This window comes from Bacteroidota bacterium (genome assembly GCA_013360915.1).
Taxonomy (GTDB): Bacteria; Bacteroidota; JABWAT01; order JABWAT01; family JABWAT01; genus JABWAT01.
The window spans coordinates 782,957-798,352 of the sequence record JABWAT010000001.1; the positions used below are offsets into that span (position 1 = coordinate 782,957).

The 15,396-nt window shown below is 49.6% G+C and carries 8 protein-coding genes and 1 tRNA gene; 6 read left to right on the plus strand and 3 right to left on the minus strand.

The features are described from left to right. Window position 1 precedes the first annotated feature (1 nt). The 4 genes from HUU10_03375 to ettA all read left to right on the plus strand — a co-directional run bounded on the left by HUU10_03375 (window position 2) and on the right by ettA (window position 4,633). On the plus strand, window positions 2–1,783 hold the full coding sequence (locus HUU10_03375) for a protein BatD (protein NUQ80630.1): 1,782 nt from the start codon (window positions 2–4) through the stop codon (window positions 1,781–1,783). After that, on the plus strand, window positions 1,740–2,543 hold the full coding sequence (locus HUU10_03380; protein NUQ80631.1) for a hypothetical protein: 804 nt from the start codon (window positions 1,740–1,742) through the stop codon (window positions 2,541–2,543). Before HUU10_03375 ends, HUU10_03380 begins: the two co-directional genes overlap by 44 nt. A gap of 97 nt (window positions 2,544–2,640) precedes the next feature. Next, window positions 2,641–2,725: transfer RNA gene (locus HUU10_03385), tRNA-Leu, on the plus strand. Between the two features lie 237 nt (window positions 2,726–2,962). Beyond that, on the plus strand, window positions 2,963–4,633 hold the full coding sequence (gene ettA, locus HUU10_03390; protein NUQ80632.1) for an energy-dependent translational throttle protein EttA: 1,671 nt from the start codon (window positions 2,963–2,965) through the stop codon (window positions 4,631–4,633). 3 nt (window positions 4,634–4,636) lie between these two features. Here the strand turns inward: ettA and HUU10_03395 are convergent, their stop codons facing one another. Continuing rightward, window positions 4,637–9,130, minus strand: coding sequence for a response regulator (locus HUU10_03395; protein ID NUQ80633.1), 4,494 nt, complete (start codon window positions 9,128–9,130; stop codon window positions 4,637–4,639). A 113-nt stretch (window positions 9,131–9,243) separates the two neighbouring features. Between HUU10_03395 and hutU the strand changes: the two genes are divergently transcribed. Further along, a complete protein-coding gene (gene hutU / locus HUU10_03400; GenBank protein ID NUQ80634.1) occupies window positions 9,244–10,890 on the plus strand; it encodes a urocanate hydratase in 1,647 nt (548 codons plus the stop codon). 93 nt (window positions 10,891–10,983) lie between these two features. Next, window positions 10,984–12,309 carry an alpha-glucosidase C-terminal domain-containing protein gene (locus HUU10_03405; protein NUQ80635.1) on the plus strand — a complete coding sequence of 442 codons (1,326 nt, stop codon included), beginning with the start codon at window positions 10,984–10,986 and terminating at the stop codon, window positions 12,307–12,309. A gap of 54 nt (window positions 12,310–12,363) precedes the next feature. Here the strand turns inward: HUU10_03405 and HUU10_03410 are convergent, their stop codons facing one another. After that, complete coding sequence (locus HUU10_03410; GenBank protein ID NUQ80636.1) at window positions 12,364–13,635, minus strand: asparagine synthetase B; 1,272 nt, start codon at window positions 13,633–13,635, stop codon at window positions 12,364–12,366. Next, complete coding sequence (locus HUU10_03415) at window positions 13,632–15,383, minus strand: hypothetical protein (GenBank protein NUQ80637.1); 1,752 nt, start codon at window positions 15,381–15,383, stop codon at window positions 13,632–13,634. The genes HUU10_03410 and HUU10_03415 overlap by 4 nt, the downstream gene beginning before the upstream one ends. Window positions 15,384–15,396 lie beyond the last annotated feature (13 nt).

A 15,396-nucleotide genomic window follows, 5' to 3' on the forward strand; every position in this document is an offset into this window, starting at 1 on the left:
CATGCGATTGATTCTGTTTCTTCTTGTCAGCAGTCTGTTCACCGGTCTCCGTGCACAGGAAATTGAGCTGGCCATTTCAACCGATCGGACCACCTACCGGGTGAATGATATTGTCACGGTAACGCTGGAAGTGGCCACATCGGGGAATGTCAACCTTCCGGAACCCACTCTTTCTCCTGTACAAGGGCTTAAAAGACTTCCCGGTCAATCTTCGAGCGGACAAAGCATTTCCATTGTCAACGGGTCCTATCGGGTGAGTACCACGCAAACCCACACCTACCTTGCTACCGAAACCGGAACTTTGAAAGTGGGACCAGCCACCGTTGTGTTCAAAGGAAAGACCGTTCAGAGTAACCTTCTGACACTAAAAATCGTGGCAGCCGATGCGAAGCTGGGCTCTGAAACCGGACAGGAACAGGATGAACTGGTTTTTATAAAAGCAACCGCAAATAAGACCAATCCGGTGGTGGGTGAACCCGTTTACATCAAATACCGGTTGTATTTCAGGACGCGCATCAACAATCCGCGTCAGGTTCAGGATTTTACCATTTCAGGGGCCCTTACCGATGATGTGAATACTGGTGTTCCCAACCAGCGGCCACAGAATGAAGTGGTGGGAGGCATCACATACAGCGCTGTAAACATCAGGGAATTGGTCATATACCCGCAGCAACCGGGACTGCTCGAAATCAAACCACTGGTTTTGACAGTTCAGGCAGCCAGACCGCGGAAAAATAACCGTTCCAGTGTTTTTGATGACTTTCTGATGGATCCGTTTCAGGAGTACACTCAGATCTCGGTTAGCAGCAACTCCCTCAAGCTGACGGTCAGACCAACAGGTCCGCTTCCCGCTGATTATACCGGGTTTGTCGGGGATATAACCGGCAAGCGGACGGTTTCCCGGCAAACAGCTGAAGTGAATCAGCCAGTCTCGGTATTCATGACCTTTGAGGGAACCGGAAATTTCAAAAACTTCTTACCCCCAAAATTGTCGTTCGGATCCCAGGTTGAAGCCTACCCTCCCAAAGAAACCACCAAAATGAATGCAGGTGTTCGCGGCGGAACCGGGACCTGGTCCATCGAATACATTATCATTCCCCGATATTCTGGAGATATCAACCTGCCGGCTGTCAGCTGGTCCTGGTGGGATTCCGGTTCAGATAAGGTGAAAACACAGACTTTTCCAGCCATCACCATTCCGGTTACCGGGGGAGCAGCTGCCAACGGTCTGCCAACGGGAGAGAGCATCGATTTCAGAACCATTGGGAAAGACATTTCCTTCATCAGAACCGAGTCAGACTGGTCAGAAGCATCCGGATTCAGAAAATCCCCGCATCAGTGGGCCATTCCAGCTTTTCTGATGATGTGGGCAATATTCGGGATGGCCTTTGTCTGGTTACGACGGTCCGACCGACTGCGTGCTGACTACAAATCATTTGCCCATCGTCATGCCGAGAAATTTGCCAGAAAAAGCCTGGAAAAAGCACGGAAACTGGCAGAAACCACCGATACCCGTGAAGTACTTGGTGAAATTCACCGGGTGATCAGTCAATTCATTGCCCATAAGCTGAAAATCGGCGAGACAGCCTGGACTGCGAGTGAGGTCATCCAATTGTTATCCAGTCAGAACATGCCACCTGAACAGCTTTCGCGTGTTTCTGCCTATCTTCACAAGCTGAACGAGTACCGGTTCGCACCCGTTCAGGCCATCACAGAATCGAAAGAGGAATTAATCAAACATGCAGAAATTATTCTTGCTGATCTGTCTGCTTTCTGGTCTTAATCTGCAGACAGCTTCGGCTCAGTCAGCAGCACCGGACAGCATGTTTCTCTGGGGAAACCAGGATTATTCTGCCGGCAGATACAGCGAAGCTGTGAACCGGTATCTGAGTTTACTGAATGAAGGATTTGAATCATCAGCCATGTATCTAAATCTGGGCAATTCCTGGTTCCGGTTGCAGCAATATGGTCTGGCAAGATGGGCCTATGAAAAAGCAGCACAATCCGACCCGTGGTCTGCCGATATTCAACAAAACCTTAACCTCGTCCGTCTGATTCAAACTGACAAAATCACCAAACTGCCTCAGGTCACTCTTCGCGATCAGGCCTTGTCTGCCTTGTCTTTTTTCAGATACCCGATGGTTGCCATTCCGGTCATTCTGCTATCAATTCTCGCACTCATTTTATTTTTTCTGCGTTTTCATCAACGATGGAGCGGTTGGAAACAGAACGCGGTTCTGGTTCTTGTCTGGGTGACCATTTTTATTCAGCTGGCCGCAACCAGTTATCTCTATCTCGAAAACCTCGAAGACCATGGTTTTATCACGGCTGCACAATCTGATATCAAATCGGAACCCAATACACGCTCTGCCACCCTGTTTCAATTGCACCATATCACCCGTGTCTTTATGATTTCCCGCTTTGGTGAATGGGTTCATATTCGTCTGGAAAATGGCAATACCGGCTGGATTCCCCTGAAAGAGGTGGCTTTTCTTTCAGATACTCTGCCCCCACAGGTTGCAATAAACGAGGGTTCGGAATAACTTTGCAGTCCGTTTGAGGTTCTGATGCGGATAATGCCGTATTGGTTCACTCAAAAACAACTTGATTTTTACAAAGGAATCCGTTTCCTGAGTAAATGCCGGGGTGGTGAAACTGGTAGACGCGCTGGACTCAAAATCCAGTGGGCTCAAAACCCGTGTCGGTTCGAGTCCGACCCTCGGCACAACCATTAAGCGACTGTTGAAGAAGTCGGACGAGAAGTTTACCCCGATAGGAACGTATCGGGGAGTCCGACCCTCGGCACAATCAGTCTGAGCTGGGACTGGTGAAAGTTTCACCGTTTCAACAAATGATCATCCGGATCGGATCCAACCCGATCGGAGTGGTAATCCCCTTTTGAAGTAAAGTCCATCTCTGATGGGCTTTTTTATTTTAATCTATCTGAATAGCGGAGACACACATGGCAGGTAATGAAATTATTTTTTCGATGATCGGTGTCAGTAAGGTTTACAAACCAAACCGGACGGTCCTGAAAGATATTTACCTTTCCTTTTTTTACGGAGCAAAAATCGGCGTTCTCGGACTCAACGGCGCTGGAAAAAGTTCACTTCTTAAGGTAATTGCGGGTGAGGATCATGATTATCTTGGTCAGATCACCCGTCAGAAGGGAGTGACCTTCGGACTGCTGCATCAGGATCCGGTACTGGACCCATCAAAAACCGTCAGAGAAATCGTTGAAGAAGGCGCGAAGGAAACCATTCAGCTGCTTCGGGATTACAATTCCATCAGCGAACAATTTGCCGATCCGGATGCAGACTATGAGAAGCTGATGGATAAGCAGGCAGCTCTGCAGGAAAAAATTGATGCCATGAATGCCTGGGACATTGATGCCCGCCTTGAAATGGCCATGGATGCTTTACGGTGTCCACCGGGAGATACCCCGATCAATGTGCTCTCGGGTGGGGAACGCCGCCGTGTGGCGCTTTGCCGGCTGTTGCTTCAGAAACCCGATGTGCTTTTGCTGGATGAGCCAACGAACCATCTTGATGCTGAATCGGTCAGCTGGCTGGAGCATCATCTCGGTACCTATGAAGGAACCGTCATTGCGGTAACACACGACCGGTATTTCCTCGATAACGTCGCCGGCTGGATTCTGGAACTGGACCGTGGTGAAGGAATTCCCTTTCAGGGCAATTACTCCTCCTGGCTGGAACAGAAACAAAAACGTCTTGAACAGGAAGAGCGGCAGGAAAGCAAACGCTCCAAGGCACTTGCCATGGAATTGGAGTGGATCCGGATGAATCCTAAGGGCCGTCATGCAAAATCCAAAGCCCGTATCTCTGCCTATGAAAAAATGCTTGAGGAACAAACCGAGAAACGCAGCGAAGATATTGATATCTACATTCCACCCGGACCGCGTCTTGGTGATGTGGTGATTGAATCGAAATCAGTTGCAAAAGCCTACGGTGACAATCTTCTCTACGATGACATGACGTTTGCCCTTCCGCCGGGAGGCATTGTCGGGGTCATCGGTCCGAACGGTGCTGGAAAAACCACCTTGTTCAGAATGATTACCGGGCAGGAAAAACCCGACACAGGAACCATCAGGATCGGTGACACTGTCAAACTGGCCTATGTTGATCAATCGCGTCCGCTCGATGGGGAAAAAACCATCTGGGAAGAAATTTCAGGGGGAGATGATACCATCCTTCTCGGAAAACGGGAAGTCAATTCACGTGCTTATGTGGCACGATTCAATTTCTCGGGAAGTGATCAGCAGAAAAAGGTAAAGGAACTATCAGGTGGAGAGAAAAACCGTGTCCACCTGGCCAAGGTACTGCGTCAGGGAGCCAATGTTCTGCTGTTGGATGAACCCACCAATGACCTGGATGTGAATACGTTGCGGGCATTGGAAGAAGCCCTGCAGAATTTTGCCGGTTGTGCAGTGGTTATTTCACACGACCGCTGGTTCCTGGACCGGATTGCCACGCATATTCTGGCCTTTGAAGGAGACAGCACGGTGGTTTACTTCGATGGAAATTACACAGAATATGAAGAAAACAGGAAGAAACGGCTGGGTATTGATGCTGAGCAGCCTCATCGGATCAAGTATAAAAAACTGACCCGCTAAGTTTTAACCCCGGGGCAATTCGACGATAAATGTTGAACCTGCCCCGGGAATACTTTCCAAAGACAGAGTTCCGTGATGCAAGTCGGTAAATTCCTTTACGATGGAAAGACCGAGTCCTGTTGAGAGCTCTCCTCCAGTTGGCTGAGCCGACAAGCGCTGATACCGCTGATACAGCCGCTGCTGATCTTCCTGCGTAAATCCCGGCCCTTCATCCTCAACCTCCACCCGGATACCCTCGGGTTTCTCATAGGCCCGTACTGAAATGGTTTTTCCGGCAGGAGAGTATTTGACTGCATTTGAAACCAGGTTATCAAAAATGTTCCTGATTTTGTCCTCATCACCTTTGATGGTGAATTTTTCGGGAAGATGGTTATCGAACTGAATTCGCTGATTTTTCCGATGAGACAATGGTTCATTCTGAATAACCACGGTATTCAGAACCGCATTCATATCCACTGGTTTCAGGTTCAGTGAAAGCGAGGCCAGATCAATGTAGGACGAATCAAGCAATTCCCTGATAGATCCCACCATCCGTGCAGCCGATTTGTGGATTTTCTGTAGCCTGGGCGCAATATCCGAATCGGTTGGAAGCTGACTTTCAATCAGTTCAACATATCCGATGATGCTGTTCAGCGGATTTCTGAGATCATGAGCTGCAATACTCAGCAGTTTTGATTTCAGACTATCTGCCTTTTTCATGGCATCCACCATGGATTCCAGTTCGCGGTTCATCCGCTTTAACTGGCTTTCCTGCTGACGCAGCTGAATCAGGTTTTTCACACGAGCCAATAATTCCTTTGTATAGAATGGCTTGTACATGTAATCATCGGCACCGATTTCGAGACCTTCGGCCTTCATTTCTCCAGATGCCTTTGCCGTCAGTAAAATAATAGGCACATGGCTAAGCAGATCGTTTGAACGGACCCGTCTGCAGAATTCATAGCCATCCATCACCGGCATCATGATGTCCGTCAGAATTAACGTGGGAATCTGTTCTTCGGCAGCTTCCAGGGCTTCCTTTCCGTTTTCTGCTTCGATGATATCGTATTTATCCTCGAGAATGGCTCTGATATATGTCCGGATGTCTTTGTTATCATCAACCACGAGTACGACAGGCTTTTCACCCGATTCATCGCGGTCGAAATTGATATCATCCAGATTGATTCCGGTGCTGAACTCGGCCAGTTCCGATTTGGCCCGCTCGATAAAGCCATGGATCGGGTCGGCAGAATCCTGAGCGATTTCCTCATCGGACCATGTATCCCGTGAGATCGGTATTCTGAAATAAAATGTACTTCCCTTTCCGGGTTGGCTTTCTACGGTGATGATGCCTTTATGCAGGGCCACCAGATCGCGCGCCAGCGAAAGACCGATACCGGTTCCCTCCTGAAGGGATGAGTCAAGATGGTCTCCATGGAAAAACCGGTCAAAAATGAAAGGTAGCTCTTCCTCCTTAAATCCCCGTCCTGAATCGGTTATGCGGAACTCGAAGGCGGTCAGATCCGAGTTCACTTCTGTTTCAATCCGGATCGATCCCCCATCCGGGGTGAATTTGATTGCATTGGTAACCAGGTTAAAAATGATCTTTTCAACCTTATCAACATCGAACCAGCAGAAGGCCGAGCCTGTGTTTGAATCGGTGATGTATTGAATCCGGCGTTCTGCACACAATTGACCAAAAAGTTGGGTGATTTCCCGGTTTACCGTTACGATATCCTGGCGGCTGACCCTAAGCTGACTCTGCCCGGCATCAACCTTCGAAATTTCGAGCAGCTGATTAATCAGCCTCAGCAACCGTCTTGAATTACGGAGAGCGATGGTGAGTTGGTTTTTCAGTTTGGGTGTGACCTTGCCAAATGAACCTTCGATGGCGTTTTCCAAGGGTCCGATGGTCAGAGTCAGCGGTGTTCTGAATTCATGGGAAATATTGGCAAAAAAACGTGATTTGATGCGGTCCGCTTCAATCAGCTTCTGCTCATGGTTTTTAATGGTTTCCATGGCCTGTTCGGCAATAATCCGCTGACTTTCTGCTTCATTTCTTGCCTTCTCGGTATCTTCGAGCGCTTTTTCCGTCCGTTCCTTTTCGGCGACCAGTGTCAGGGTACGCTCATTAACCAGATGCTGTAATTCCTGTTGCCGTTCACGCATTCGCTGAAACCGTCGTTTCTGCATGACCAGCGACACCATAAAGAATCCAAAGCCAATCACCAGAAAACCAATGATCTGGATGTACCAGGTCGAATACCAATGCGGCGTGATGACAAACCGGTACTCGGCTGGCTCACTCCAGAAATGACCCGATTTGATGGCTCGGACCTGAAAGATAAAGTTGCCGGAAGGAAGCGAGGGGTAATAAATGATTTTCTGACTGGAGGGGGTTGTCCAGTTTTCCTGATGACCGACCAGACGACATTGAAACTGAATGTATTCGGCCGGGTAAGTAACCGCATAGAATCCGGCGGTAAAGGAACTTTCTTCCAATACTGAGACCGAATCGGATCGTCCCAGTTCCACCGGCTGATCGTTAAAACTGATGGTGCTGAACTTGGGAAGCGGGGTAATCCGGACTGGCTGAACCCGTTTTTGCCAATAGCCAAGTCCTTTAGCTGTTCCTGTCCAGATTCGTCCCTCGGGGTCCACGGTCATGGCATGGTGCGTGATGGTGGTATTTGACAAACCATCCTGCTTCCCGAAAAAGGCTGCCATCAGATTGTGGTACACAATGATTCCGGTTTCGGTGCCAATCCATAACTGGCCGTAATTGTCGATTACCAGAGATTTGACAGAAGGAACACCAAACTGGTTGACGGTGGTAATCTGACTCACAATCCCGTTGTAATACCGGAACAGGCCATTGGCTGCACCCAGCCACCATTCCCCCGAAACGGAACCCGGATACAGGGTACGGATAAGTTCCGGAGTCGGACTGCCAGCAGCCACAGTAAAAGTCCACTGAGAAAACCGATCTGATTCCTGATCATACTTGTGAATTGTTGAAATTCCCTTTCCGGCAATTCCGAACACAGATCCGTCCGGAGTCACCACCAGGGACCCGAAACGGAAATCGGCACCTGAAGCGGACTGGTAAAAGCGCGGAACCAGTGTTGAATCGACACACACCACTTTTCCATCGCCTTCCGAAAAGGCCCAGAGCCGGTTCTCGGGATCCATGGTCAGATGATTCAGACGGAAGGCCGAAACCGGAAGTGGAACCGGTTGGCGGTTCATCGTTTTTCGGTTCAGCCTCGTCAGCTGGCCATCACGGGTCGAAATCCACAGATACCGTTCGTTAAATGCAAAATCGTAGAGGAAGGATTCCCGTTTTTCGAGGACCACGGTCTGCTTGACTTTTGAATCCGAAAAGAGAACCTGAACGATCCGTTCCTGATCACTGGCAAGGACCGACCCATCGGCTGATGTTTTTACGCCTCTGACATATAAAACCTGGTTCTGAATTCCAACTGTATTAAAGAGCGTTTCGGTCGCCATTACCACCCCATCATCGGTGGCCGCCCACACAATTCCCTCATCGTCGATGGTTATTGAATTCACGACTTCAAACGGAAAATTTGCAATGGGCCTTGGTTTATTGCCTTTACCCGGATAGAGAATAAACAGGCCATCGGTAAAGGAACCGATCAGAACGGAGCGATCTTCTGTTTCGGCCAGCGAGGATACCATGGGAAGATCAGATACTTTTTCTGCACGTGCCCCGGTTATATTGGCCTGTGGGACGAATCGGTAAATGCCCCTGTTGGTTCCGATCCAGATGCTCGAATCGCTCATGACCTTTAGAACATTCACCTGCAGACCCGACTGACCGCTGAGCAGCGGCAGTTCAATAAATGAATCCGATTGCGGATCGAATAAAAAGACCATCCCCTTCCAGGAAGTCATGAGCAAACGGCCGAACTGGTCTTCGGCAAAAAGGAAGGACCGGTTGTAACTGTCGGTCTGGTACCTGAGCGGGAACCGGTATTTTTTTAATTTCTGGCCATCCAGACGACTGACGCCGGTGGCCTCGCTGATCCACATGCGGCCGAACCGGTCGGAATACACGGTTTTTGGATAAACAATACTGGTATCTGAATCAATTTCGGTTCCGGGGATCAGACGGTGGTAGCCGGTTCCGGCGGTAATTTTTCCAATGCCCATGTCAGAAATCACCAGCATATCTCCGGTTGGGGTGATCACTATATCTTTGATGTACTGGCTGGGAAGTCCGCTGGTGATCGTCCGGAACTGAATGCCATCAAAATAGACCACGCCTCCATCGGTGGCCACCCAGATCAGGCCATCTTTGTCCTTTACAACCCGCTTGGTCAGATTCGAGGAGAGGCCTTTTTCGCTGTCATAAATATTGAAGTTATAATTCTGTCCATGCACATGGGCGGGCAGAAGAAACCAGACAACAGCCAGACACAACCAGAAAAGGTGGGAGTTGCAGCAGTATTTTATTGGCATTTTTATGATTTTCGTCACATCGGCTAAATACATCGAAAAATCCTTATCTGCAACTTTAACAGGCCAAGTTACTGCGATTTAAGTCGCATCAAGTTGATTTGAAGAACAGCGGTGGTTATATAAGCCAATCATGAAGGAGACCAACCATGAAAATTCAGGCCCCCCGAGGTAGCCGGTTGTCCTGTAAAGGCTGGCAACAGGAAGCCGTCCTCAGAATGTTGATGAATAATCTGGATCCGGAAGTTGCCGAACATCCCGAAGAACTCGTTGTTTACGGCGGAACGGGAAAGGCAGCCAGGAACTGGCCGGCTTACCATGCCATTGTGCATTCTTTGCGCGAACTAGAGAACGATGAAACCCTGCTGATTCAATCGGGGAAACCGGTAGGTGTATTCAAAACCCATCCCCACAGTCCGCGGGTTCTCATTGCCAATTCAAATCTGGTCGGAAAGTGGGCCGACTGGGAACACTTTCATGAACTCGAAAGGCAGGGTCTGATCATGTACGGTCAGATGACGGCCGGATCCTGGATCTATATCGGGACACAGGGCATTCTGCAGGGTACCTATGAAACCTTTTCAGCCATGGCCAACCGGCATTTTGGCGGAAGTCTCTCGGGACGGTGGGTATTGACCGCCGGATTGGGCGGCATGGGTGGTGCACAGCCTCTGGCAGCCACCATGAATGGGGCCGCTTTTCTCGGTATCGATGTGGATGAAAGCAGAATACAGAAGCGGCTTGAAACCGGCTATATAGATGAAATCAGTCACAGCCTTCCGGAAGCTCTTCAGAAAATCGATGAGTGGGTCCGTACCCGGCAGGCCCGTTCGGTTGGACTGGTCGGCAATGCAGCCGATATTCTTCCCGAATTGGTTCGCATGGGGCAGATTCCCGATATCGTGACCGACCAGACCAGTGCACACGATGAATTAAATGGATATGTGCCTAACGGCCTTCCATTGAAGGAAGCACTAGAACTAAGGAAAAAAGATCCGGAAGGTTATAAACTGGCTTCCATCCGATCTATGGGGATTCATGTTTCTGCCATGCTGGATATGCAGCAGGCTGGAGCCAAAGCTGTGGATTACGGAAACAATATCAGGGCTCAGGCGGTTAAGGCAGGTGTTAAAGAAGCGTTCCGGATTCCGGGATTTGTCCCAGAGTACATCCGTCCGCTTTTCTGTGAAGGAAAAGGTCCGTTCCGCTGGGTGGTTTTGTCGGGTGATCCGGCCGATCTGGCTGTCACCGATCAGGCAGTTCTGGATGCATTTCCGAATGACAAGTCTCTGCACCGTTGGATCGGTCTGGCTCAAAAAAAGGTTCATTTTCAGGGATTGCCAGCCCGGATTTGCTGGCTTGGCTACGGTGAACGGGAAAAAATGGGTCTGATTTTTAATGAACTGGTCCGGACCGGGAAAGTCAGTGCACCGATAGTAATCGGGCGTGACCATCTCGATTGCGGATCGGTGGCCTCACCCAATCGTGAAACAGAATCCATGCGTGACGGGTCTGATGCCATTGCCGACTGGGCCATTCTGAATGCATTGGTTAATACCGCGGCAGGTGCTTCCTGGGTCAGCTTCCATCACGGAGGAGGGGTTGGCATGGGATATTCCCTGCACGCCGGAATGGTGGTGGTCGCCGATGGAACTCCGGAAATGGAGACACGCCTGAAAAGGGTACTCACCACAGACCCCGGAATGGGGGTTATCCGTCATGCCGATGCAGGCTATGAGGAGGCCATCCGGACCGCCAAAGACCGGGGTGTCCGGGTTCCGATGTGGGAAATCTGATAGATGGTAACAAGGTTTTACTGAATGGAACCGCTTCTTACAGATAAAGTGATTTTTTTGTCTTAAACTTGTTTTTTCAAATCTGGAGGTCCGATGAAAACTGTTTCTTCCCTGTTTCTCCTTCTGTTCGGTTGGCTGCCACTGGTTGCTCAGCAGGCCCCGACTTTTACAACCGTAGAATGGTCAGGATCGATGACCATTTATGAAGTAAATGTCCGGCAATTTTCTGAGCAGGGGACTTTTAAGGCTGTTGAAGCCCGTCTCCCCGAGCTGAAGGCACTTGGTGTCGGGATTTTATGGCTGATGCCCATTAACCCCATCGGCGAACAGAACCGGAAAGGACCACTTGGTAGTTATTATGCCGTCCGGAATTACACCGGAATTAATCCGGAATTCGGGACTGAGGCTCATTTTCACGATCTGGTAAAAGCTGCTCATCAACTTGAAATGAAGGTGATTATTGACTGGGTAGCCAATCATACATCCTGGGACCATCCCTGGGTGAAAACCAATCCAGACTATTTCACTAAAAATGATAAAGGGGAAATGGTACCACCGGTTGCCGACTGGCAGGATGTGGTTGATCTGAATTATGATAACAAAGACCTGCGGAAAGATATGATAGAAGCCATGAAATACTGGGTCAGTGAATTCAATATTGACGGATTCAGGTGCGATGTGGCTGGTATGGTTCCGGTCGATTTCTGGGATGCTGCCCGTCGTGAACTCGATGCCATCAAACCGGTATTTATGCTGGCTGAAGCCCATGAAGCGGCCCTTCATGTGAATGCCTTCGACATGACCTACGGTTGGCAGCAAAAGGACTATTTCAATAAACTGGCAGCAGGAACTCTTAAAGCCACCGATCTGATCAACTACTACACCAATGAGGAACAGAAACACTACCATCCTTCCAATTACCGGATGCTGTTTATCACCAACCATGATGAGAATTCCTGGAATGGCAATGAATACAAACGGTTGGGCGATGCCTATCAGGTCATGTCGGTTCTCACCTTCACGCTGCCCGGAATGCCGCTGATTTATAATGGTCAGGAAGCAGGAATGACTCAGGAACTCAAGTTTTTCGAACGGGACCCCATTCAATGGAAAGACCATCCCAACCGGGCCTTCTTCACCAACCTTACCTGGCTAAGGAAGGATAACAAGGCTCTGTGGAGCGGCAGTTACGGTGGTTCTCTGACTTGGCTTGAAGCAGGAAACAAGGAAACGATTCTTTCCTTCAAACGCGAAAAAGAAGGAAACACGGTTGTGGTCGTTGCCAATCTGTCAAAAGATCCCGGCTCCTTCGAGCTGAAGGGAATGGGACCGATGAACGACTACTTTACCGGGAAAACCGAAAAAAACCTTAAGGGAAAACTGAAACCCTGGGAATTCAGAGTTTACGTCAGCGAGTAAGCCACCTTTCCTGCACGTTTTAAAACATAAAAAGTCCGGTACATCCCGGACTTTTTATGTTTTATGGGGTTTCTTTCTTGCAGCAGGAAACAGAACATTGTTCAGAATCAGCCGATACCCCGGTGAGTTTTTATGCAAAGCCAGGTCGGTGGGAGGATCGCCAACCGCATGCTGAAAATCTTCCGGGTCATGCCCACCAAAGAAAGTAAAGGACCCTTTCCCGAAATTTCCGGTCAGGTATTTCACTTCATCCCGCCCTTCATATTCTCCCAAAACCACCACTGAGGATTTCACAAACTGTTTTTTGTACAGTGTGGTCTGTCCCAGAAATCCTTTCAGAATTTTACGGTGATTCTGGGTCAGCATGGTCGGGACAGGATCCCACTTGGCTGAAAACTGAAAAAGGGTGAAAAAATCGGTGGCCTGATTGGCCAGACGCTGAGGAACTTCCTCTGGTTGAATATCGATGGAGGAGTATTCATACTCGAGCGGATTGAGGCTGATCATGAATTTCTGAAAGGCGAATGTTCTGGTAAAATCGAGTCGTTCCTGAGCACCCGCCTCGGCCGGGGTGCCATCAAATTCTGGGGCCGCTATATCGATACCCCTGGCAGCCAGCGCAATGTCATAGGTATCAGTGGCAGAGCACATCGCAAACATGAAGCCACCTGCCCCGACGTATTCCCTGATTTTTTCTGCAACGGCTTTCTTTTCCTCATGTACAGACCGGAAACCCATTTCGCGGGCAAAGGCCTCATACTCAGCCTGTTGCCTGATGTACCACGGGGCTGTGGAAAAAGCCTGGTAGAATTTTCCGTACTGACCGGTAAAGTCTTCATGATGAAGGTGCAGCCAATCATAATCTGAGAGTTTTCCTTCCAGAACTTCCCGATCCCAGATTTTGTCATATTTGATTTCTGCATAAGTCAGCGCAAGCGTGACTGCATCATCCCATGGCAGCGAATTGGGTGGCGTGTAAACCGCAATTTTGGGTGCCTTTTCCAGTCTGATCACATCTGAATTCACATCATCACGTGAAATATCTGCCTTAATTGCCGCAGCATCGGCAACCGATAAAGGTTCAACCGATACTTCCCTGACCAGACATTCCTGACGGCTGACTGGTGAATCAGCCAACAGAAAACTTCCTCCACGGTAGTTCAGTAACCATTCCACTGTCTGGCCCTGAGCAAGTTGCCAGTAAGCCACTCCATAGGCTTTCAGGTGATTGCTTTGGGTATCATCCATGGGCACCAGCAGATATTGCGCAGATGAAAGGGCCGGAAGGATCAGTCCGGTCAGCAAGGAGAGAAAACGGGTTGTCATGATACGCGGCCCTTCCTGATTTCATCGAGAAGGGTGCGTGCCTGCGGAATCCGGGAAGAACCGGGCACATTCGCAATCATCCAGGTCAGGATGGAAACGGCTTCATCAATCCGTCCCGTCTGACTGTACCAGACTGCCGTTTGAAACAACGGATCATCAACAAAGGGAGGTATCTCCTTCATTTCCTGAAGGGTTCTCAGGTGAGTGTCAACCTGACTTGCATCCTTCAGTGCCAGATCGGTATTCCACAGCTCTTTCCAGGCAATCGCTTTCACCTGAGGATCCGTTGCCAGTTCCCGGCTGCGGATAAACTGAAGTCTTGCCTCCTCCTTCTGGAAGACGTCGTTCATTATCAATCCTTTGGCCACCCCACCAAACTGAGCCATGTCAATTACGGGAACTGGAACCGTCTGAACCAGTAAATACAGGTACTGCTGCGTATCCGGATTTTTCAGATCACGCGCCCAGGCAAACAACAAGGTTTTTAAAGTATCGGCCGGTACCCCGACCGAGAGGGAGTTCATGACATATTCCCAACGGAACTGGTTACGAAAAACCGGATTGGCAAATATCTGCAAAGCACCCGGCCAGTCATCTCTCAGGACCCGCCGGACCCAATCCCAGTAAAACCGGTCCCGGGATTTATTGGCAGCAAGCAAAGAGTCGAGTACATCAGCCTTCCTTTTCACGGACCAGGAGGTTCTCAAAACGGCCTGAAGCCAGATTTCCAGAAATTTCCCGGTATCACCAGCCGACTGTGATTTATACAGCACCTCGATCCGCTTCAGGATTTCAGGGGTGACCGGCCCCGATTCCAGCCAGGAACCCGCCAATTTCAGATCGACCTGTTGCCGGAATGGACTATCGGGAAAATCAGTCCGGAAATTTTCAGAGAGCTGAATGATGATTGCCAGATCTTCTGCCGATCTCAGCTGACTGATGAGGGACCAGGACAATTGACCTTTGCTCATCATTTTTCGATCTGCCGTTGCCATACAGGTGTAAGCTTCTTTATACCGGCCAGCCAGCCGGTTCCAGTTTCCTGCCAACCGCCACCAGGCCGGAGTCTGGTGAACCGGACTTTCTGTCAGCCAAACTTTTATGACTGGTTCTATGGCTGCGCTGTCACCAAATACCGTGCTCAGACGGCTCTCAATCATCGATTCGGTCTCGGGACGGTGACGAAGCAGTAACAACCCCTCTTTTGCTGCATCTTCTGCACGCCAGGCCAGAACAGCAAAATTGAACAATTCAACTGCATACGCGGCCGGATCCTCTCGGGTCCGGTAAGCCTGAAACAAACGCTTGGCCAGGTCATACCGCTTTAATCCCGACAGGACCGAACCAACCGAGCGGATGACCGACGGATCTTCCTGATAGGCTTTGATCAATTGCTGCCATTCATTCCAGGCTCTTTCCTGTTTTCCCAGCAGCATGGAAAGCCGGCCCATGTCTTCGAGGTAATCGGGATTTCCCGTTCGGCGAAACCGGCCATCCAGCGCAGACCAGGCCCTGTTGTAATCACCCAGTTCGGTCAGACACATCCAGTATCGGTCAAAATAGTAATCGTTATCGGGTGAACGTGATGTCAGCTGACGGTAGAGTTCAAGTGCATCGGTGAAATTTTTTTGCGAATAATAGTGTTCTGCCATTGCAGAAAGCTGGGTCTCAGGAATGTCCTGAGCCTGAAGGAGCGCGGCAACCGCCATCAGCACACTTAAAAACAAGACTCGAAATTTCGAAACCACAATCTGATCCGTA